The sequence below is a fragment of the Micromonospora sp. WMMB235 genome (assembly GCF_001855515.1).
Taxonomy (GTDB): domain Bacteria; phylum Actinomycetota; class Actinomycetes; order Mycobacteriales; family Micromonosporaceae; genus Micromonospora; species Micromonospora aurantiaca.
The window spans coordinates 5,822,101-5,842,601 of the sequence record NZ_MDRX01000001.1 but is presented as its reverse complement, the minus strand read 5'-3'; the positions used below and the strand labels follow the sequence as shown (position 1 = coordinate 5,842,601).

Sequence of the window (20,501 nt, the reverse complement as noted above, 5' to 3'; positions counted from 1 at the left end):
CCGGGTCAGCCCTTCACGGCTCCCGCGACGAGGCCGGAGACCATCCGGCGCTGCACCAGCAGGAAGAAGACGATCACCGGCAGGGTGAACAGCGTGGACGCCGCCATCACCGAGCCCCAGGCGGTGTCGTCCCGGCCGAAGAAGAACGTCATGGCCACCGGCAGCGTGTACTTCTGCTGGTCGTTGATGAAGGTCAGCGCGAAGATCAGCTCGTTCCACGCGGTGATGAACGAGAAGATGCTGGTGGCGACCAGGCCGGGCGCAACGAGCGGGAACAGCACCTTGCGGAACGTCTGGGCCCGGCTCGCGCCGTCGATGGCGGCGGCCTCCTCCAGTTCCTTCGGCACCGCGGCGACGAAGCCGCGCAGCATCCAGACCGCGAACGGCAGCGAGAAGCCGAGGTACGTGAGGATCAGGCTGGGCAGCGTGTTGTAGAGGCCGAGCCGCTGGATCATCAGGAACAGCGGGATGACCAGCGCCTCCAGCGGGATCATCTGCACCACCAGCAGCATGATCAGGAACGTGGTGCGCAGCTTGAACCGGAACCGGGCCACAGCGGTCGCGGCGAGCAGCGCGACCAGCCCGCTCAGCAGCACCGTCGCCAGCGCGACGAGCGCGCTGTTGAGGAAGAAGTCGGCGAACGTGACGCCCGGGATCAGGTTGCCGGTGAGGATCTCCCGGTAGTGCTCCAGCGTCGGCTCCGCCGGCACCGGCCGGGGGGTGGACGAGAAGATCTCCCGGTTGGGCTTCAGCGAGGTCGCCACCATCCAGTAGACCGGGAACGCGGCGAAGAGCGCGACCAGCAGGCCCGCGCCGTTGAGGGCGATCTTCTTCATCATTCGTCCTCCTGCCGCAGCACCATGCGGACGTACAGGGCGGTCACCACGAGCAGGATCACGGTGAGGATGACCGCGATGGCCGAGCCGAGGCCGTACTTGGGCGGTGGTGAGAACGCCTCCGCGTACGAGTAGATCGACAGCATGAACGTGGACCGGTCCTGGGTGCCGCCGGCCAGCACGAACTGCTGGGTGAAGACCTTGAAGTCCCAGATCGTGGAGAGCACCACGAGGATGCCGAAGACCGGCCGCAGGACCGGGAACGTCACCGACCAGAAGACCTTCCACGGCCCGGCGCCGTCGACCCGGGCCGCCTCCTGCAACTCCGTCGGCACGCTCTTGAGCCCGGCCAGGACGCTCACCGCGATGAACGGGAACGAGTGCCAGACCACCACGAGCGTCAGGATGGCGAAGAACAGCAGCGGGTCGTTGAACCAGCCGTACCCGGTCCAGTCGCTGCGCCCGAACAGCGCCGTCGAGAGCCCGTCCGGGAGCTTGTTGAACAGCCAGGTGACCAGGCCGCTCGTGTCGTCGAAGATCCACTTCCAGACGATGGTGCCGGTCAGCGCCGGGGTGGCCCAGGCGAGCATCACGCAGCTCGCCACGAACGTGGCCATCTTCTTGCCCAGGCGGTTGAGCAGCAGCCCGACCAGCGTGCCGAGGATCATCGTGAGCGCCACGTTGGCGAGCGCGAACAGCACCGTGTTGCGCAGCACCGTACGGAAGAACGGGTCGCCGAGGATCTGCGCGTAGTTGGCCAGGCCGACCCACGGCCACTCGCGGTCGCCGCGCAGCTGCCGGACGCTGTCCAGCTTGTGGAAGGACATCCACACGACCTGGCCGAGCGGCCAGAGCAGCAGCACGGCGATGATCGCCAGGCAGGGCAGGAGGAGCAGGTACGGAAGGTGGTCCACCTGGCGACGGCGCCGCCGCGCGGGGGTCTCCCGCGCGGCGGCCTCGCCGGTGGCCTCGGTCAGCGTGGTCACTTGGCGTTGAGGATGCTTTCCATCTCGGTGGCCGCGTCGGCGGTGGCCTTCTCGACCGTCTTCTGGCCCTTGATGACCGAGCTGTTCATCGCCTGGGTCACCGTCTTGGTCCGGCTGACCTCGACCCACTTCGGGGTGAGCGGGGTCAGCTTGGTGTTCTGGATGGCGGTGGCGAACGCGGCCATCACCTTGTCACTGGCGTAGTCGCCGCTGCTCACCAGATCCTGGTAGACCGGGAAGAAGCCGAGGCTGCTGGCGAACTCCTTGTCCTTCTGCTTGCTCAGCAGCACGGTCATGTAGTCCCAGGCCAGCGCCTGCCGCTCGCTGTCCTTCCAGATGGCGATGTCGGAGCCGCCGGCGAACGCCGGGGCGGGCTTGCCGTCCGGGCCGGGGATCGGGAACGTGCCCCACACCTTCTCGATGTCGGGGTTGTCCTTCTTCATCGCGCCGCCCTGCCAGCTACCGGCGAACGCCATGGCGGCCTTGCCGGTGGCGAACTGGGTACGGGCGTCGACCTCGTTCCACCCGGCGGCGGCCGGCGGGGCGACCTTGTGCACTGTCACCAGGTCGGTCCAGAACTTGACCGCCTTCTGCGCCTCGGGGGTGTTGTAGCCGGACTTCCAGCTGTCGCCCTCCTTGGTCGCGATCTCCCCGCCGGCACCCCAGAGGAAGGAGTAGAACGGCAGCTCGGAGTTGCCGGGCAGGGCGATGCCGTAGGTGCCCGGCTTCTTGGCCTGCACGGCCTTCGCGGCGGCGACCATCTCGTCCCAGTTCGTCGGCGTCTTCACGCCCGCCTCGGCGAACCAGTCGGTGCGGTAGTAGACGGCGCGCACGCCGGCATACCACGGCACGCCGTACTGCTTGCCGTCGAGCTGGGCGTTCTTGACCAGGTCGGGCAGGATGTCCTTACCCTCGGACCAGCCGTTGAACTTGTCCGAGACGTCGGCCAGGGCCTCCTGCGCGGCCCAGCCCTGGGTCTCGGTGTTGCCCAGCTCGGTGACGTCCGGGCCCTCCCCGCCGGCGAGCGCGGCCTGGAACTTCTTCGGCGCCTCGAGCCAGGGGATGTACTGCACCACGACGTCGGTCTCGGGGTGCTTCTTCTTGAACTCCGCCTCGACGCTGTCGAGGAACTTGGTCTGGGCGTCGCCGCCCTCACCCATCATCCACACAGTGAGCTTGCTGTTGTCGGCGGCCTTGTCGTCGTCGCCGGAGCCACCGCATGCGGTCAGCACCAACGCGGCCGACGCCACGATGGCGGTGACCGGAGCCAGCCGCTTCCACCTGTTCACGCCATATCTCCCTCAGGGCCGTTTGGCACTAACCTTCTCCGCCGCACCTTAGTAGGAAAATTTCCTTTACAACAGGGGGTGTTCGTGACGGAGGGCACAGGCGACCGTATCGCAGCCGGAGGCCCGGCCGACATCGATGCCGTCCGGGCAGTTCAGGGCTCACATACGCCGACGGGCGCCCGGCCGGTGAGGCCGGGCGCCCGTCGAGGCGCGTGGTGCGGGGTCAGTAGCGCGAGACGCCGCGGCGACGGCCGACGCCGGCCACCAGGGCCACGCCGATCGCGGCGAAGAGCACCTGCAGCATCAGCTCGCGCCAGTCGATACCGGCGGTCTCGGCGAAGCCGGAGGCCCGGGCCACGATCGTGCCCAGAAGCGCGGCGCCGACACCGATCAGCATGTGCAGCCAGATCGGCATGTTCTGACGGCCCGGCACGACCAGCCGGCCCAGCGCGCCGACGATCAGACCAACGACCAGCGCGGTGATGATGCCCCAAACGGTGAGCTCCATGGTCGCCCTCCTCCTTAAGATCCGGTCACACGTTTTTGTGTGTTCACTGTCGTGATCGCTAAGTTCCCGACCGCCCGGAAATCCAAACCGACTCCGATGACGAATTGTGCAGACGTACCCTGACCTGCTGCTTCTCCCCGAAACCCGGCGCGGCGGGCGGTCCCGGCACACCGACGGGGTTCAATGCCCCGAATACGCCGACGGGCGCCCGGCCGGTGAGGCCGGGCGCCCGTCGAGGCGCGTGGTGCGTCGATCAGTAACGCGAGACGCTGCGGCGGCGGCCGACGCCGGCCACCAGGGCCACAGCGATGGCGGCGAGCACGACCTGCACGGCCAGCTCGGCCCAGTCGATGCCGGCGGTCTGCGTGGCGATGCCGAGCGCGCGGGCCAGGACGGTGCCCAGCAGCGCCGCGCCGACACCGATCACCATGTGCAGCCACATCGGCATGTTCTGACGGCCCGGCACGACCAGCCGGCCCAGCGCGCCGACGATCAGACCCACGACGAGCGCGGTGATGATGCCCCAGACGGTGAACTCCACGGTCGGTCCTCCTAAAGCGATTTCGCACGTTCTGTGCGTTTGCTGTCGTGCCCGCTAAGTGCCCGACGCATCGAAAACCGAAACCGGCGGCATCGGCCGCCACTCCCCCGGCCGGAACGAACCCGCAGGTGGGAGCGCTGCCAGCAGCTGAAAATTTCCTGGGTACGCGAACGGCCGGCGCCCCTGCGAGGGGACGCCGGCCGGTTCGTGGGCTCTGGCGGCTACTTCTTGCCGGCGGGCTTGCCGTCGCCGGAGTCGGACGAGAGCGCCGCGATGAACGCCTCCTGAGGGACCTCCACCCGGCCCACCATCTTCATCCGCTTCTTGCCCTCCTTCTGCTTCTCCAGCAGCTTGCGCTTCCGGCTGATGTCACCGCCGTAGCACTTGGCGAGCACGTCCTTGCGGATCGCGCGGATGGTCTCCCGGGCGATCACCCGGCTGCCGATGGCCGCCTGGATCGGCACCTCGAACTGCTGGCGCGGGATCAGCGTGCGCAGCTTCGCCGCGATCGTCGTGCCGTACGTGTACGCCTTGTCCTTGTGCACGATCGCGCTGAACGCGTCGACCGGCTCACCGTGCAGCAGGATGTCGACCTTCACCAGGTCGGACGCCTGCTCGCCGGAGGGCTCGTAGTCGAGCGAGGCGTAACCCTTGGTGCGGCTCTTGAGCTGGTCGAAGAAGTCGAAGATGATCTCGGCCAGCGGCAGCGTGTAGCGCAGCTCCACCCGGTCGGCGGAGAGGTAGTCCATGCCGAGCAGGCTGCCCCGGCGACCCTGGCACAGCTCCATCACCGCGCCGACGTAGTCGTTCGGCGTCAGCACCGTGGCCCGCACCGTCGGCTCGTACACCTCGGCGATCTTGCCGGTCGGGTACTCGCTCGGGTTGGTGACCACGATCTCCTCGCCGTCCTCCTGGATGGCCCGGTAGACCACGTTCGGCGCGGTGGAGATCAGGTCGAGGTTGAACTCCCGCTCCAGCCGCTCCCGGATGATCTCCAGGTGCAGCAGGCCGAGGAAGCCGCAGCGGAAGCCGAAGCCCAGCGCGCCGGAGGTCTCCGGCTCGTAGACCAGCGCGGCGTCGTTGAGCTTGAGCTTGTCCAGCGCCTCACGCAGGTTCGGGTAGTCCGAGCCGTCGATCGGGTAGAGCCCCGAGTAGACCATCGGCTTCGGGTCCTTGTAACCGCCGAGGGCCTCCTTGGCCGGGTTGTTGTTGATGGTGACCGTGTCACCGACCCGGGACTGGCGCACGTCCTTCACGCCGGTGATCAGGTAGCCCACCTCGCCGACGCCGAGCGCGTCGGCCTTCACCATCTCCGGCGAGATGACGCCGATCTCCAGCAGCTCGTGGACGGCGCCGGTGGACATCATCTTGATCCGGTCCCGGGCCGAGATCCGGCCGTCGATCACCCGGACGTACGTGACCACGCCCCGGTAGACGTCGTACACCGAGTCGAAGATCATCGCGCGGGCCGGCGACTCGGCCTCGCCCACCGGCGGCACGAACTGCCTGACGATCTCGTCCAGGAGGTAGGGCACGCCCTCGCCGGTCTTGCCGGAGACCCTGATGCAGTCCGCCGGGTCGCCGCCGATCAGGTGGGCCAGCTCCTCGGCGTACTTCTCCGGCTGGGCGGCCGGCAGGTCGATCTTGTTGAGCACCGGGATGATGTGCAGGTCGTTCTCGAGCGCCAGGTAGAGGTTGGCGAGCGTCTGCGCCTCGATGCCCTGCGCGGCGTCGACGAGCAGGATCGCGCCCTCGCAGGCGGCGAGCGAACGGGACACCTCGTAGGTGAAGTCCACGTGGCCCGGGGTGTCGATCATGTTGAGCACGGCGGTCTCACCGGCCCGGTCGCCCTCGCGGATCGTCCACGGCATCCGCACGGCCTGGCTCTTGATGGTGATGCCGCGCTCGCGCTCGATGTCCATCCGGTCCAGGTACTGGGCGCGCATCTGCCGCGGGTCGACCACACCGGTGAGCTGCAACATCCGGTCGGCCAGGGTCGACTTCCCGTGGTCGATGTGGGCGATGATGCAGAAGTTCCGGATGCGCGCCGGGTCGGTGGCACCAGGAGCGTTCGCGCCGGGATCGAGCGTCGGTGGCACAGCGGTCCGTTCTGGTCGGCTGACGTGAGCGGGCCGGCGCGCCGCCGGCCCCCTCCATGGTCCCACGTCGCCCGGGGCGCGCCCGGGCTCCCCCTTCACTCCACCGCTATTCCAGGGGTGGCCCGACTATTCCGCGGGTGGCTCGACGAAGAGGGCGGCCAGCCTCGGCAGGCGGCGGCGGGCCTCCTCCTCGTCGTCGAAGTCCCAGAAGTCGTTCAGATCGGGCACCGGGACCGGGTCACGCTCGGCCGGCAGGTCGGACGCGGTGGCCTTCCGGTACGCGTCCCACGGCACCGCCAGCATCTGCTCGCACTCGAACTCCTCGCCGCTGAGCGCGGCGGCCCGGACCTGCGGCAGCTCGGCCAGCGCGTCCGGGTCGCCGACCGCCCGCGCGAACACCGCCCGGCCCTGGGTCATCAGCCAGCCCCGGAAGTACTCGAAGCCGTCGTCCGAGGCGCCCCCGTTGATCAGGTAGGCCGCGCCCCACAGGTCGACCTTGTAGGAGGCGGCGAGCACCCGCCGCTGGTGGTGGGCGTATCCGACGATCTCCTCCGGGTCGCACTCGGCCAGCAGCGCGACCGCCCGGGCGGCGACCGCGTCGGGCTCTCCCCCGGCGCCGGCGCGGGCCTCGTCGATCAACTGCCAGAACTCGTCGGTCCTCATGGTGGGCAGTCTGGCAGAGCCCACCGACGTGCCGGTGCGACGTGCGGCGGTGCGGCGGTGCGGCGGTGCGGCGGTGCGGCGGTGCGGCGGTGCGGCGGTGCGGCGGTGCGGCGGTGCGGCGGTGCGGCAGCATGATGCGGTGCGCGCGATCTCCCTACCGCCCGTTCCGTACGGGTCGACGGCCGTACGGCCCGGCTGGGCCGACCTGCCGGCCGGGCTGCGGGACGCGCTGGCCGCCCGGATCGGCGGCCCGCCGGCGGCGGTCCGGGTGGCCGGTGGCGGGTTCACCAGCGGCTTCGCCGCCGTGCTGACCGGCCCTGCCGGGGAGAGCGTGTTCGTCAAGGCGGCGGCACTCGACGGGCAGCGGCACCTGGTCGACTGGTACGCCCACGAGGCAGCGATCCTGGCCCGGCTCCCGGCCGGCCTGCCGGTGCCCCGGCCGCGCTGGGCGCTCACCGAGTCCGGCTGGTACGCACTCGCGCTCGACGCGATCGACGGTCACACCCCCCGGCTGCCCTGGGCGCCGGCCGAGCTGGACGCCGCCCTCGCCACGTACGCCCAGGTGGCCGCCGCGCTCGCCGAACCGCCCGCGGAGCTGGCCGCGCTCCGGCTCCCCCGCCTCGCGGACCTGGCCCGCGACGACATCCTCTGGTGGGGCGAGGTGGCCGCCCGGCGCGAGCCGTTGCCCGAGCAGGCCGCCGGCGCCCCGCTGGCCGAGCTGGTCGCGCTGGAGTCGCGCCTGCCCGGGTACGCCGACGCCGCCCCCGGACTGGCCCACGGCGACCTGCGGGTGGACAACCTCCTGATCGACTCCGACGGGCGGGCGTGGCTGTGCGACTGGCCCTGGCTCTGCCACGGGCCGGCCTGGTTCGACCTGGCCGGGCTGCTGCTCACCGCGTACGCCGGCGGCCTGGACGCGGACGCCGCGTTCGCCGGCCACCCGGCGGCGGCAGGTGCGCCCGCTGATGCGCTGGACGTGACGCTCGCCGCGCTGGCCGGCTACTTCCTCACCGGCGCCGCCGCCGGACCGTCCACCGCCTCCCCGCACCTGCGCGCCCACCAGCGCTGGAGCGGGGAGCAGGCGCTCGGCTGGCTGGCCGAGCGCCGGGGCTGGTCCTGGACACGCCCCACCGCTACCCCTTGATCCACACCAGTTCGGCGAGGTGGCGGCATCCCACGGGCCCTGACCCCACCACCTCCCCGACGTGGCGCGCCGCTCGACCAGGCTGGGCGGAGGCGTTTTGGCTCGTCCGGGGCCGACCTGGTAGCCTGGCTTTTCGCGCGGCGATGACGCATGCTCGTCGTGCGCGTAAGCAGACCAACCCGAGCTATCAAGACGAGGCTGTCGCGTGGCGAACATCAAGTCCCAGATCAAGCGCAACCGGCAGAACGAGAAGCGCCGGCTGCGTAACAAGTCGGTCAAGTCGTCGCTGAAGACCGCCATCCGGAAGTTCCACGAGGCTGCCGAGGCGGGCGACACCGAGAAGGCCACCGTGCTCATGCGTGAGGCCACCCGCAAGCTGGACAAGGCTGCCAGCAAGGGTGTCATCCACTCGAACCAGGCGGCCAACCGGAAGTCGGCGATCGCCAAGCGCGTCGCCTCGTTCTCTGCCTGACCAGCGCTACAGATTTCACCGGAAGCCCCGGGGCCACGAGCCCACGGGGCTTCCGCCTGTCCGCACTCTCCCGCAGCGCGCGGTGCTGCGGCACCGCGCGCGGTGCCCGGAGATCTTGGACGATTTCGGCCCCTCTGGGGGCCATTTCGTACCAAGATCTCGGGGTGATCCGGCCCCGGCGGCGTCTTCGGCCGTCGGTCGCTCCGGCGGGACAGGACAGCACGGGGCGTCCGGAGGGCGCGGTGCGCGGTGTCGGGCGACGAGGTGCGAAAGCTGCACCCTGCGGGGCAAGGCGCGACGCGAGGCATCCGGGAGAGCGCGGGGCGCGGTGTCGGGAGACCCAGCGCGGGGCGCGGTGTCGGGAGGCGCAGCGCCGGGCGTCCTCCGGAGGGCGCAACGCGGGGCGTCGGGAGCGCGGGGCGTCGGGAGTGCGGGGCGTCGGGAGCGCGGGGCGTCGGGAGGGCGCAGCGCGGGGGGCCGCTACTGCTCGTTCGGGTGGTCGAATGTCGCGCGTTGCGGGTGGTGGTAGCGGACGCCCCGGGAGTCGGTGGTCGCGCCGCCCGGCCATGCGCGGGCGCTCGTCGGCGCCGCGCCGTGCGGCAGCGACCCGACGCTCGTCGCGCCGCCCGGGAGTGCGCGGGCGCTCGTGGGCACCCGGGCTCGCCCGATCACCGGCTCCATCTGGCGGCGGAAGCGGTCCCGTTCCTGCTCGGGCACCTGCGCGGCGGTGCGGACGACCATCTCGGCCACCACGTCGTTGAGCTTGACCATCGCCGCCACCGCGATCGGCAGCACCAGCACCGCCCACCAGCTCACCAGTTCGGCGAGCGCGAGCAGCACGGCCAGCGCCACCGCGCCCTCGAAGAAGAGGAAGCAGAGCACCCCACCCGGGTTGACGAAGCGCAGTCCCAGCACCCGGGCGTAGAGCGGACGGTACCGCTCCTCGTCCGTGGCCACAGTCGACCACGCTCGGGTCACCGGGCGCCGCCCTGCCGGGCCGCGGCCACCGAGAACACGGCCCGCTCCAGCGCGTACGCCCGGTCGTCGGCGCCACCCTTGACCGCCGCGTTGCACTCGGCTGCCACCCGCATCGCCTCGACCAGGCCCTCCGGCGTCCAGCCCCGGGCGCGCACCTGGGCCTTCTCGATCTTCCAGGCCGGCATGCCGAGCGTCTTGGCCAGCTGGAACGCGCTGCCCCGGCCGGCGGCGGCGACCCGGGCGACGGTCCGTACGCCGTCGGCCAGCGCATCGGCGATCGGCACCGGGTCCACGCCGACGTGCAGCGCCCACCGCAGCGCCTCCAGCGCGCCCGGCACGTCACCGACCATCGTCGCGTCGGCGACGGTGAAGCCTGTCACCTCGGCCCGTCCCCGGTAGTAGCGGGCGACAGTGTCAGCGCCGATCCGCCCGTCGGTGTCGGCGACCAGCTGCGAGCAGGCGGCGGCCAGCTCACGCATGTCGTTCCCGACGGCCGCGACCAGGGCGTCGGCCGCGTCGGGCGTGCACTTGCCGCCGATGCGGCGGATCTCGTCCCGCACGAAGGCGGCCCGCTCGCGGTCACCCTTGAGCTTCACCGCCGGCACCACAGTGGCGCCCGCCGCCCGCAGACCGTCGGCGAACGCCTTGCCCTTGGCCCCGCCCAGGTGCAGCACCACGAGCTGGACGTCCGGGTCGGGATTCTTCGCGTACGCCAGCAGCGCGGTGGACAGGTCCTTGCGGGCGTCCTGGCCGGAGCGGAGCACGAGCACCCGGCGACCGCCGAACAGCGACGGGCTGAGCATCTCGGCGATCTCGCCGACGGTGAGCGTCCCGGCCTGGTATTCCCGCACGTCCACGTCGGGGTCGACCTCGCGGGCCCGGGCGACGGCTTCGGTGACCGCTCGCGTGGCGAGCAGCTCCTCGTCGCCGAGGACGAGCACAATAGGAGGCAGGTCGGCGGGGGTCACGTCGCCCATACTCGCACGCCCTCCGACCCGGCCGGGCCTGCTCATCGGGGACTGTGACGGCGCAGCCCGCACACAGCGCAAATCCAGACATTTGACTTGATTCCCCATCTACCGCAACAAGATCCCCCTGGTTCAGCGTTGCGCTGCCGACTCGGCGCCGCGCCTCACCACCGCGAGGCGGGTGCCCGTCCGGACCGCCGCCACGTCCCCGTCGGTGTCGGTACGCAGCACCCGCGCACCGCCCCGGGTCAGCCGGTCCAGCAGCCCGGCGTTGGGGTGCCCGTAGTCGTTGTCGACGCCCACGCACACGAGAGCCACCGCCGGGCGTACCGCGGCCAGGAACTCCGGCGCTTGGTACGCCGACCCGTGGTGGGCGACCTTCAGCACGTCGGCGCGGATCGCGGCGGCCGGCGTCGTTTCCAGCATCGCCCGCTGCTCCTCCGTCTCGGCGTCACCGGTGAGCAGGATCCGTACCCCGCCCACGGTGGCGGCCAGAACCAGCGAGTTGTTGTTCGGATCCGACCGGCTGCCCCGCAGCGGGTACGGCGGCCCGACCGCGACCAGGTCCACCGCGCCCGCCCGCCACCGCCAGCCCGCCTGCACCGGGGCCAGCGGCGCACCGGCCCGGCGGGCCGCCTCGCGTACCTGGGCGGCGCCGTAGGTTGGCTCGGACCAGGACGGACCCACCACCGCGCCCACCCGCCGGCCCCGGAACACCCCGGCCACGCCGCCGACGTGGTCGACGTGGAAGTGGCTGACCACCAGCAACGGCACCTCGCGTACGCGAAGTCGGCGCAGGCAGGCGTCCACGCCGGACGGCTCCGGGCCGGCGTCCACCACCACGGCCCGGCCGGCGGCGACCGACAGCACCACCGCGTCCCCCTGCCCCACCGCGCACGCCACCACCACCCAGCCGCGCGGCGGCCAGCCCGAGGCGAGCAGCCGCACCGGCACCGCGCCGAGCACCACCGCCACCACGACGACAGCGATCAGCCGCCGCGCCCGGCGTCGCCGGAAGGCGAGCAGCAGCGCCACGCTCACCGCCGCCAGCAGCAGGGCCCCTGCCACCCCACCCGCCCACGGTAGGTTCCCGGCCGGCAGGTCCGCGCCGTACGCGGCCACCGCCACCAGCCAGCGCGCCGGCCAGCTCGCCAGCCAGGCGAGGAACTCCGCGCCGCGTGGCCACAGCGGCGACAGCACCGCCGCCAGCACGCCGAGCACGGTGGCCGGCGCGACGGCCGGCACCGCGAGCAGGTTCGCCGGTACCGCCACCAGGCTCACCGTCGCGGACAGTCCGGCGATCACCGGGCCGCAGGCCAGTTGCGCGGCGGCCGGCACCGCGAGCGCCTCGGCGAGCCCGGCCGGTACGCCCCGGCGCCGCAACGCGTCCCGCCATCCCGGCGCGAGCAGCAGCAGTCCACCGGTGGCGCAGACCGACAACGCGAAACCCGGGTCGCCCGCGAGGTCGGGGTCGTACAGGACCAGCCCGGTGACAGCGGTGGCGAGCGCAGGCAGCGCCGACCGGGACCGCCCGGCGGCGAGCGCGGCGAGCCCGATCGCGCCCATCGCGGCGGCACGCACCACGCTCGGCGAGGGCCGCACCAGGATGACGAACCCGACGAGCGCGAGGACGCAGAGCACGGCGGCGGTACGCGGACCGGCGCGCGCCCAGCGGGCCAGCAGCAGCACCGCCCCGACGACGATCGCCACGTTGGAGCCGGACACCGCGTTGAGATGCGTCATCCCGGTGGCCCGGAAGTCCTCCTCCACCTCCGGCAGCAGCCGGCTGGTGTCGCCCACCACCAGACCCGGCAGCAGCCCGCCCGGCGCATCGGGCAGCGGCTCGCAGGCCCGTTGCAGCCCGGCCCGCAGTACCCCTGCCGCTCGTTGCGGCCACGATGCGTCGCCGCGCAGCGTGGGCGGGTCGGCGGTGGAGAGCACGGCGGCAGTCAGGTCGCCGCCGCGCGGGGCGGCCAACCTCCCCCGGCTGGTGACCCGCTGCCCGGGAAGCAGTGGACGCCAGGCCGGGTCGGTGGCGAGCACCAGCGCGCGTACGGGGCCGGTGACCCGGACGCCGTCGGGTCCGGTGAGCCGGATCAGATCCACTCGGACCAGCAGCATCGGCGGGCGGCCGGGCGCGCCGCGTACCGGGCGGGGATCGTCGCGCAGCACCAGCTCGGCGGTGACCGGGGCACGGTCGGTGACGAGCGCGCGGATCGGGGCGGCGTCGCGGACCGCGACCCGCGCGCCGGTGGCCGCCGCGCCGCAGAGCACACCGAGCAGTACGGCGACCGCGATCCAGCCGTAGCGGCGGGCAGTCGCGCTCGGCCGCCCCAGCACGCCGCCCAGGTGCAGGCCCGTGAGCAGAGCCAGCGCGGTGGCGACAGCGGCCACCCACACGGTCGACCGGACACTCAGGTGCAGCCCGGCCAACGCGGCGAGCCACGCAGCCACCGCCAGTCCGGCCAGCCGCAGGTCGGGCACGTCGCGGTCCGGCGCCTTACCGTCGGTGGTGCCGGAGGCTGCGGAAGCGCCCGGGCCACGCTCACCACCCGCCGCAGCGCCGGGCAACACCCGCTCCGCGCCGATCGCCGCAGCACCCACTCGATTCGGGACGCTCTCACCGGCGAGGCCGGGGCGATCCGGTGCCCGGCGCGGTCCGCGACGGGCGGTCACACCGTCACCAGTTCCTTGAGCTGCTCGTACCGGGCGTCGCCGATGCCGTCGACCTGCCGCAGGTCGGACACGGACCGGAACCCGCCGTTGCGGTCCCGGTGGTCGAGGATCCGCTGGGCGAGCACCGGGCCGACGCCCGGTAGCGCGTCGAGCTGGGCCAGCGTCGCGGTGTTGAGGTTGACCGGGCCGGCGGGTGCCGCCGAGCCGCCCGGCGCACCGCCGCCCGCCGCCGGGCCGGGTGCGGCCTGCCCGGGTGGGGCGGTGACGCCGACCAGGATCAGCTCCCCGTCCGTGACCTTGCGGGCGGGATTGAGCAGCGCCACGTCGACGCCGGGCAGCGCGCCGCCCGCCGCCTCGATCGCGTCGGCCACCCGCGCGCCGGCCGGGAGGCGGACGAGGCCGGGACGCCGGACCTTGCCGGCGAGCGCGACGACCACCTGACCGGGTGAGCCCGCCGACATCGGCGCTCCGGGCACCGCGCCGGTCGTGGCACTCACCGGCGCCTCGGAGGACGCCGCGACCGGCTGGACGGGCTCGGCGCTGGGACGCGCGCGCCACGCCCAGACGGCAGCCACCACGACCACCACTGCGGCCACCGCCGCGAGCGCGCGTACGCCCCGGCGGCCGGGATCGAACGCCCCGGGGCCGGGCAGCCGCGACGCGAGCCCACGCTCGGTCGCCGGAGCGTCGCCTATGCCGTCGGCGTCCGGATCGGCGGAGGCTGGCTCCGACCCGAACGAATGCTCCCGCCCGCTGTCGTGCTCTGGAAAGCCGGGGCGCAGGCCGGGAACCGGCTCGATCTCGTCCGTAGCAGGCCCGGGCCGAGCTCGGAGATCGGGCCAGGGGACGCCGAGGGCGGGCCCGGCACCGGCACCGGCCCCGAAGACCGGCCCGGCTTCCCCGAGACCGGACACGCGACCGGGCCCGGAGACGCGGCCGAGACCGGACACGCTGCCGGACCCGGACACGGTGCCGGGCCCGGACAGGGACGGCCCCGGCCGCCGCGAGGACCGCTCCGCCCTGCCCGACTCGCCCAAGCGGTCAGCGGGGATCGGCGGAACAGCAGCGGCATCCGTGAACCCGAACAGCCGGGCGAGCCGCCGCCGTACCGTCGTCTCCTCGTCGTCTGGCACGGCTCGGGACGCTACGGCGACGGCTCGCCCCGCATCGGCCGGTGAGTCCTCGCCTGTGGACAGCACGGGCACTGTGGACAGGCACCCGATCAAGCCCCGGCTCTGCTAGGTGTGCCCGGGTGACGGATCGCCGGCGGCGGGCGTGGTCATGTCAACGTGCCTCCGGGTCCAGCCCGAGCACCGCCCGTCCTCCGTCGACCGGCACCGTCGCGCCGTTGACGAACGAGGCGCGGTCGGAGAGCAGGAACGCGACCACCTCGGCCACCTCGTCGGTACGCCCGATCCGGCCGGCCGGGTGCAGCCGGGCCACCTCCGCGTCGACGTGCGCCGCCTCCTCCGGGTCGAGTCCGGCGAGGTAGGCGGCGTGCCGTTCGGTGTGGATGGAGCCGAGCGCGACCGCGTTGGCGCGGATTCCGCGGGGAGCGTAGTCGACGGCGAGCGCCCGGGTCAGCCCCTCCAGCGCGGCCTTCGCGGTGGCGTACGGCAGGGCGCCCGGCACCGCCCGGCGGGCCTGGTGGGAGGAGACGTTGACGATCGCGCCGCCGGTCCCAGCCGCAAGGAACCGGCGTACGGCGGTGGCGGCCCCGGCCACGGCGGGGCGCAGGTTGAGCGCGATCAGGTCGACGACCTCGCCCGCGGGCGCACGGTGCAGGTCGGCGTTGCGGAAGACGGCGGCGTTGTTGACCCAGCCGGCCAGCGGCGCGTACGCCTCGGCGCGGTCGGCGGCCCGGCCGGTGACCGTCTCGTCGCCGGCGTCCCCGGTGACGGCGTGCAGCCGGTCGGCGAGCGGATGCCGGGCCAGCCAGTCCAGCGCGCCGGTGTCCCGCTCGACCACGACCACTGTGCCACCGTCGGCGGCCAGCCGTTCGACGACGGCCCGCCCGACGCCGCGCCCGCCGCCGGTGACGACGTACGACAGCAGGCTCATCCGGCCACCCTAGGGCGTGCGGCGGTGAACCACCACGCAGGCCAGCCCAGGTCCGGCGTGGGCGGCGACGACGGCTCCGGCCTCGGTGACGTACGTGTCGCGCAGGCGGTCGCCCAGCCGCTCGGTCAGCGCCGCCAGCAACTGCTCGGCCCGCTGCGGCGCGGCGAGGTGGTGCACCGCGATGTCCACAGGGGCGTCCCCTGCCGCCTCGACTGCGAGGTCGACCAGGCGTGCCACGCCCCGGCTGGCGGTACGGACCTTGTCCTTGACCACGATCGCGCCGTCCGGCATGTGCATGATCGGCTTGACCGAGAGGGCGGTGCCGAGCAGCGCCTCGGCCGCGTTGATCCGGCCGCCCCGGCGCAGGAACTCCAGGGTGTCGACGTAGAAGTAGATGGTGGTCCGGGCGACCGCGTCGAGCGCCGCGTCGCGTACCCCGGTCAGGTCGGCGCCCCGCGCGGCGGCCGCGGCGGCGGCGAGCGCCGGGAAGCCGAGGCCCATGCCTGTGGATCGGCTGTCCACGACTGTGACGCGGTCGTCGCCGACCTCGGCGGCGGCCAGCCGGGCGGCTTCGACGGTGCCGGACAGTTCGGCGGACAGGTGCACCGACACCACGCCGTCGGCGCCCTCGGCGAGCAGCGCGCGGTAGACCTGCGCGAACTGTTCGGGCGCGGGCCGGGACGTGCTCACCGAGACCCGCCGGCCGCTCAGCGCGCGGGTGGCGTCGGCCGGGGAGGTCTCGACGCCCTCCAGCCCTTCTGCGCCGTTGAGGACGACTGTGAGCGGGACGACTGTGAGCCCGCGTGCGCGGACCAGGTCGGGGGGCAGGTAGGCGGTGGAGTCGGTGACGACCGCGACGGGCATGACCGGCACGCTAGCCGATGGCGCTGTGACGTGCCGGGGCCGGAGGTGTCAGACCGCGTCGGTGAGCGCCGGCTGGGTGATCAGGCCGACGTTGTGTGCGCGCAGGTGCCAGCCCGGGCGGGTGCGCCGCTCCACGCCGTCGTTGTGGCGCAGCTCGGTCCAGTGGCAGTTCGCCAGCGAGCCGAGGCTGCGCAGCACCGTGTGGTCCCAGCCGAGCAGGTGCCCGACGCCCTGCCGGGCGCCGCCGCCGTGGGTGGTCACCACGACGGTGCCGCCGGTGGCGAGGTCGGCCGCGTCCTGGAACCCGGCGCCGAGTCGGGCGCCCAGGTCGCCCAGGGGCTCGATGCCGGCGCCGGGGTCGGGGTCGCCGGCCCGCCAGCGGGCGTACTCGTCGGGGAACCGCTCGGCCACCTCGGTCAGGGTGAGGCCCTGCCACTGGCCGAAGTGCCGTTCGCGCAGCCGGGCGTCGGAGCGGACCGGCAGCCCGGTCAGCGCCGCGAGCGCGGCGGCGGTGTCGGCGGCCCGGCGCAGGTCGCTGGCGACGATCGCGTCCGGGCGCAGCGCGGCCAGCACCGGCGCCGCGGCGCGGGCCTGCTCCCGGCCGAGGTCGTTGAGCGGCACGTCGGTCTGACCCTGGACCCGGCTCGCGGCGTTCCAGTCGGTGTTGCCGTGCCGCCAGATGATCAGGCGGGTCATTCCGCGGTGGCGGTGCCGGCGGCCGAGTCGGCCAGGTCGCGATCGGTGAACGGGATCTGCGGGCAGTCCTTCCAGAGCCGGTCGAGCGCGTAGAACTCGCGCTCCTCGGTGTGCTGGACGTGGACCACGATGTCGACGTAGTCGAGCAGCACCCAGCGGCCACCCCGCTCGCCCTCGCGGCGCACCGGCTTGGCCTTCTCCGGCAGCTCCAGCAGGCGCTCCTCGATGGCGTCGACGATGGCGAGCACCTGACGCTCGTTCGGAGCGGCGGCCAGCAGGAACGCGTCGGTGATCGCGAGCTGGTCGCCCACGTCGATGATGACGATGTCCTGTGCCTTCTTGTCGGCCGCGGCCTGGGCGGCGGCCATCGCCAGCTCGTGCGCGCGTTCGGAAACTGTCACCGTTCTCCTTCGATCAACCGTGCGACCCTCCAAGCCTCTCACACCCGGCGGTGCGGCGACTTGTCAGTTCTGGTCGATTTCAGGCATGAACCGGGATGTAAGGGGGCGAATCATCGCTGGTAGAGGCGCCGTTTCGCGATGTACTGCACCACACCGTCGGGCACCAGGTACCACACCGGCTCCCCGCGGGCGACGCGCGCGCGGCAGTCGGTCGAGGAGATGGCCATCGCGGGCACCTGCACCAGGCTCACCGAGTCGGCGGGGAGGTGCTTGTCGGTGAGTTCGAAGCCGGGCCGGGTCACGCCGATGAAGTGGGCCAGTTCGAGCGCCTCGTCCAGGTCCTTCCAGGAGAGGATGCGCTCCAGGGCGTCCGCGCCGGTGATGAAGAACAGCTGCGCCTTCGGGCCGTACTCGGCGTGCAGGTCGCGCAGCGTGTCGACGGTGTAGGTGGGACCGCCCCGGTCGATGTCGACCCGGCTCACCTGGAAACGCGGGTTGGAGGCGGTGGCGATCACTGTCATGAGGTAGCGGTCCTCGGCCGGGGTGACCGCTTCCTCCGCCTTCTGCCACGGTTGCCCGGTCGGCACGAAGACGACCTCGTCCAGGCCGAACCGGTCGGCCACCTCGCTCGCCGCCACCAGGTGCCCGTGGTGGATCGGGTCGAACGTGCCGCCCATGATGCCGACCCGCCGGATGTCTTCCTCCACCCAGCGATCGTAGGCCGCGCGCCGGACGGGCCCGGGCGGGGTCGGCCACGCCGGGCGGATCAGCCCGCCCGGCGTGCCCCGGTCAGGCCGACGCGGCGGCCACAGCCGTCCGGGCCACGAGCGCCCGGCGCATGTCGTCGTCCAGGTCGGTCACCCATCGCCGCAGGCCGGGCGTGAGGTCGTCGCGGGCCAGCAGCGCCGCGGCCATCTCCCGGGTGGGTTGCGACACGGCGTAGCGGGGGTACGCGGCCACCGTGACCGCGTCGGCCACCCACGCGGTACGCAGACGCGCCGCCCCCGGCATGTCGGTGAAGTAGCGCTCCACGTACCCGGCGGTCAGCTCGGCCTGCTCGGGCTGCCAGAAGCCCTCGGCGGTCGCCTCGACGAGCCGGTTGGACAGCTCGGTGCTGCGGGTGACGATCTCCCAGGCGGCACGTTTCGCGTCGGCGTCGGGCAGCGCGGCCCGGCACGCGGCGGCCTGCTCGGCGCCGGTGGCGCTGCGGTCGCCGTCCGCCTCGGCGTCGATCTCCGGCGCACCGGCGGCGCCGAGCACCACGAGCCGGCGCAGCACCGCCCAGCGCAGGTCGGCGTCGACCGCGAGCCCCGGCGGCACGTCCTTGCCGGCGAGCCAGCCGGTCAGCATGGCCGTGTCGGTGGTGGCGCCGATCAGACCCCGCACCGCCGCCAGTTGCAGGGAGCCGCCAGCGGGCGCCGAGTCGAGCAGCGCCCCGCAGGCGGTCGCCACCCGCAGCAGCGCCGCGTCCCGGGCGAGCGGGCCGAGGTAGCGGTCGATCAGCCGGCGGCTGAGCAGCAGCACGTCCTCGACGATCGTCACCTCGGTCTCGGCGGGCAGCGCCGCCGCGATCAGCCCGGCGAGCGCGCCGGCCGGCCGTTCCCCGTCGGTGACCGCGTCCAGCGTCTCGGCCCAGAGCAGCGCCCGGGCCAGCGGGTCGTCGAGCCCCGGCAGCAGCAGCGGCACCGCGTCCGCCGAGGCCGGGTCGAGGCGGATCTTGGCGAACGTCAGGTCACCGGCGTTCGGCAGCACGAGCCCGGTGGCGGGCCGCCCGACCAGCTCCGGCAGCGGCGTGCGACCGCCGTCGGCGTCGGGGTCGAGGTCGACCTCGAACCGGTACGCCGGGCCGTCGGCGGTGTGGTGGGCCACCCCGATGCGGTGCGGCCGCTGCACCGGGTGGCTCGCCGGGGCGGTCTGCACGATCGCCACCTCGGTCCACCGCCCGTCGGCGTCCACAGCGGTGTCGACCCGCAGCGTGTTCACCTGCGCGCGGCGCAGCCAGCGTTCCGCCCAGCCGTCCAGGTCACGGCCGCTCGCCGTACCCAGGGCGGCCAGCAGGTCGGCGAGCGTGGCGTTGCCGAACCGGTGCGCCGCGAAGTGTGCGTTCAGCCCGGCCAGGAACGCCTCGTCACCGAGCCAGGCGACGAGCTGGCGCAGCACGCTGGCGCCCTTGGCGTACGAGATGCCGTCGAAGTTGAGCAGCGCCTGGGCGGCGTCGGCCACCTCCTCCGGTGCCACCGGGTGGGTGGAGGGACGCTGGTCGGCGGTGTAGCCCCACGCCTTGCGGCGGCTCGCGAACGTGGTCCACGCCCGGTCGAACCGGGTCGCCTCGGCGGTCACCCGGGTGCCCAGGTATTCGGCGAAGGACTCGTTGAGCCAGAGGTCGTCCCACCAGCTCATGGTGACCAGGTCGCCGAACCACATGTGCGCCATCTCGTGGGCGATGGTGGTGGCGCGCAGCTCCCGCTGGGTGTCCGTGACGGCGGAGCGGAAGACGTAGTCGTCGCGGATCGTGACCAGGCCCGGGTTCTCCATCGCGCCGGCGTTGAACTCGGGCACGAACGCCTGGTCGTACTTGCCGAACGGGTAGCGCTCGGCGAACAGCTCGTGGAAGCGGTCGAAGCACTGCCGGGTGACGGTGAAGATCTCCTCGGCGTCGGCGTCCAGGTGGGCCGCGAGCGAACGCCGGCAGTAGAGGCCGAGCGGGATGCCGTCGTGCTCCGCGCGCAGCACGTGCCAGGGCCCGGCGATCAGCGAGACGAAGTAGGTGGCCAGCGGCTCGGTGGTGGCGAACTCCCAGCGCCCGGGCGCGGGGCGGTCGGCGAGCGGCCCGTTGGCGGCGACAGTCCACTCCGGCGGCGCGGTGACCGTCAGCGTCACCGGCGCCTTCAGGTCGGGCTGGTCGAACGCGGCGAAGATGCGCGGCCCGTCGTCCAGGAAGGACATCGCGTAGAGGTAGGTCTCGCCGTCGGCCGGGTCGACGAAACGGTGCAGCCCTTCGCCGGTGTTGGAGTAGGCCATCTCGGCCTCGACTGTGAGCGTGTTCGTCGCGGCCAGGCCGGTCAGCGGCAGCCGGTCGCCGGCCAGCAGGGCCGGGTCGATGGCGCGGCCGTTGAGGCGGGCGGCGAGGAGTCGGCGCGGCTTGACGTCGACGAAGGTCTCGGCTCCGGGGGTGGCCCGGAACCGGATGGTGACGGCGGAGCGGAACCGCTCGGCGTCGCCGGTCAGATCGAGGTCCACATCGTAGGACTCGACGGTGATCGACGCGCGGCGCGCGGTCGCCTCTGCACGGGTGAGGCTCGGCATCCGCTTATCCTGC

At 73.1% G+C, this 20,501-nt stretch carries 19 protein-coding genes; 2 read left to right on the top strand and 17 right to left on the bottom strand.

Going from position 1 to position 20,501, the window contains the following annotated elements; all coding sequences use genetic code 11:
• Positions 1 to 5 precede the first annotated feature (5 nt).
• From BFV98_RS26000 to BFV98_RS25970, 7 genes are all read right to left on the bottom strand, one after another.
• Entirely contained in the window at positions 6 to 839 is an 834-nt protein-coding gene (locus BFV98_RS26000; protein ID WP_013287980.1) for a carbohydrate ABC transporter permease, read from the bottom strand.
• Entirely contained in the window at positions 836 to 1,822 is a 987-nt protein-coding gene (locus BFV98_RS25995) for a carbohydrate ABC transporter permease (protein ID WP_071098063.1), read from the bottom strand. The genes BFV98_RS26000 and BFV98_RS25995 overlap by 4 nt, the downstream gene beginning before the upstream one ends.
• A complete protein-coding gene (locus BFV98_RS25990; protein WP_013287982.1) occupies positions 1,819 to 3,111 on the bottom strand; it encodes a sugar ABC transporter substrate-binding protein in 1,293 nt (430 codons plus the stop codon). The genes BFV98_RS25995 and BFV98_RS25990 overlap by 4 nt, the downstream gene beginning before the upstream one ends.
• A gap of 223 nt (positions 3,112 to 3,334) precedes the next feature.
• Positions 3,335 to 3,619: a GlsB/YeaQ/YmgE family stress response membrane protein gene (locus BFV98_RS25985; protein ID WP_013287983.1), complete on the bottom strand. Its 285-nt coding sequence runs from the start codon at positions 3,617 to 3,619 to the stop codon at positions 3,335 to 3,337.
• 253 nt (positions 3,620 to 3,872) lie between these two features.
• Positions 3,873 to 4,160, bottom strand: coding sequence for a GlsB/YeaQ/YmgE family stress response membrane protein (locus BFV98_RS25980; protein WP_013287984.1), 288 nt, complete (start codon positions 4,158 to 4,160; stop codon positions 3,873 to 3,875).
• Positions 4,161 to 4,381: 221 nt separating this feature from the next.
• Entirely contained in the window at positions 4,382 to 6,259 is a 1,878-nt protein-coding gene (lepA, locus tag BFV98_RS25975; protein ID WP_013287985.1) for a translation elongation factor 4, read from the bottom strand.
• 126 nt (positions 6,260 to 6,385) lie between these two features.
• The gene (locus BFV98_RS25970) at positions 6,386 to 6,922 is read right to left on the bottom strand and encodes a DUF4240 domain-containing protein (protein WP_013287986.1); all 537 of its coding nucleotides are present in this window, start codon (positions 6,920 to 6,922) and stop codon (positions 6,386 to 6,388) included.
• Between the two features lie 139 nt (positions 6,923 to 7,061).
• Between BFV98_RS25970 and BFV98_RS25965 the strand changes: the two genes are divergently transcribed.
• Complete coding sequence (locus BFV98_RS25965) at positions 7,062 to 8,066, top strand: phosphotransferase family protein (RefSeq protein ID WP_071099001.1); 1,005 nt, start codon at positions 7,062 to 7,064, stop codon at positions 8,064 to 8,066.
• Positions 8,067 to 8,271: 205 nt separating this feature from the next.
• Positions 8,272 to 8,538, top strand: a complete 267-nt coding sequence (rpsT, locus tag BFV98_RS25960) for a 30S ribosomal protein S20 (RefSeq protein ID WP_013287988.1) — start codon at positions 8,272 to 8,274, stop codon at positions 8,536 to 8,538.
• A 480-nt stretch (positions 8,539 to 9,018) separates the two neighbouring features.
• On the opposite strand, the gene BFV98_RS25955 is transcribed toward rpsT, so the two are convergent.
• From BFV98_RS25955 to pepN, 10 genes are all read right to left on the bottom strand, one after another.
• On the bottom strand, positions 9,019 to 9,516 hold the full coding sequence (locus BFV98_RS25955) for a hypothetical protein (RefSeq protein WP_071098061.1): 498 nt from the start codon (positions 9,514 to 9,516) through the stop codon (positions 9,019 to 9,021).
• The gene (gene holA / locus BFV98_RS25950; RefSeq protein WP_013287990.1) at positions 9,513 to 10,493 is read right to left on the bottom strand and encodes a DNA polymerase III subunit delta; all 981 of its coding nucleotides are present in this window, start codon (positions 10,491 to 10,493) and stop codon (positions 9,513 to 9,515) included. The genes BFV98_RS25955 and holA overlap by 4 nt, the downstream gene beginning before the upstream one ends.
• Before the next feature lie 123 nt (positions 10,494 to 10,616).
• Positions 10,617 to 12,968, bottom strand: coding sequence for a ComEC/Rec2 family competence protein (locus BFV98_RS25945; RefSeq protein WP_071098999.1), 2,352 nt, complete (start codon positions 12,966 to 12,968; stop codon positions 10,617 to 10,619).
• Positions 12,969 to 13,156: 188 nt separating this feature from the next.
• Complete coding sequence (locus BFV98_RS31605) at positions 13,157 to 13,942, bottom strand: helix-hairpin-helix domain-containing protein (RefSeq protein WP_369830090.1); 786 nt, start codon at positions 13,940 to 13,942, stop codon at positions 13,157 to 13,159.
• 502 nt (positions 13,943 to 14,444) lie between these two features.
• Positions 14,445 to 15,221 carry an SDR family NAD(P)-dependent oxidoreductase gene (locus BFV98_RS25935; RefSeq protein ID WP_013287993.1) on the bottom strand — a complete coding sequence of 259 codons (777 nt, stop codon included), beginning with the start codon at positions 15,219 to 15,221 and terminating at the stop codon, positions 14,445 to 14,447.
• Between the two features lie 9 nt (positions 15,222 to 15,230).
• A complete protein-coding gene (locus BFV98_RS25930; RefSeq protein WP_013287994.1) occupies positions 15,231 to 16,085 on the bottom strand; it encodes a DegV family protein in 855 nt (284 codons plus the stop codon).
• A gap of 48 nt (positions 16,086 to 16,133) precedes the next feature.
• On the bottom strand, positions 16,134 to 16,781 hold the full coding sequence (locus BFV98_RS25925) for a histidine phosphatase family protein (protein WP_013287995.1): 648 nt from the start codon (positions 16,779 to 16,781) through the stop codon (positions 16,134 to 16,136).
• A complete protein-coding gene (gene rsfS, locus BFV98_RS25920) occupies positions 16,778 to 17,182 on the bottom strand; it encodes a ribosome silencing factor (protein WP_013287996.1) in 405 nt (134 codons plus the stop codon). The genes BFV98_RS25925 and rsfS overlap by 4 nt, the downstream gene beginning before the upstream one ends.
• Before the next feature lie 110 nt (positions 17,183 to 17,292).
• Positions 17,293 to 17,889, bottom strand: a complete 597-nt coding sequence (gene nadD, locus BFV98_RS25915; protein WP_013475510.1) for a nicotinate-nucleotide adenylyltransferase — start codon at positions 17,887 to 17,889, stop codon at positions 17,293 to 17,295.
• Between the two features lie 82 nt (positions 17,890 to 17,971).
• Entirely contained in the window at positions 17,972 to 20,488 is a 2,517-nt protein-coding gene (pepN, locus tag BFV98_RS25910; protein ID WP_013287998.1) for an aminopeptidase N, read from the bottom strand.
• Positions 20,489 to 20,501 lie beyond the last annotated feature (13 nt).

Coding starts and splice junctions, on each gene's coding strand:
- pepN (WP_013287998.1), bottom strand. CDS start 20,488: ATGCCGAGCCTCACCCGTGCAGAGGCGACCGCGCGCCGCGCGTCGATC.
- BFV98_RS25925 (WP_013287995.1), bottom strand. CDS start 16,781: ATGACCCGCCTGATCATCTGGCGGCACGGCAACACCGACTGGAACGCC.
- BFV98_RS26000 (WP_013287980.1), bottom strand. CDS start 839: ATGATGAAGAAGATCGCCCTCAACGGCGCGGGCCTGCTGGTCGCGCTC.
- BFV98_RS25930 (WP_013287994.1), bottom strand. CDS start 16,085: ATGCCCGTCGCGGTCGTCACCGACTCCACCGCCTACCTGCCCCCCGAC.
- BFV98_RS25985 (WP_013287983.1), bottom strand. CDS start 3,619: ATGGAGCTCACCGTTTGGGGCATCATCACCGCGCTGGTCGTTGGTCTG.
- BFV98_RS25935 (WP_013287993.1), bottom strand. CDS start 15,221: ATGAGCCTGCTGTCGTACGTCGTCACCGGCGGCGGGCGCGGCGTCGGG.
- holA (WP_013287990.1), bottom strand. CDS start 10,493: ATGGGCGACGTGACCCCCGCCGACCTGCCTCCTATTGTGCTCGTCCTC.
- BFV98_RS25970 (WP_013287986.1), bottom strand. CDS start 6,922: ATGAGGACCGACGAGTTCTGGCAGTTGATCGACGAGGCCCGCGCCGGC.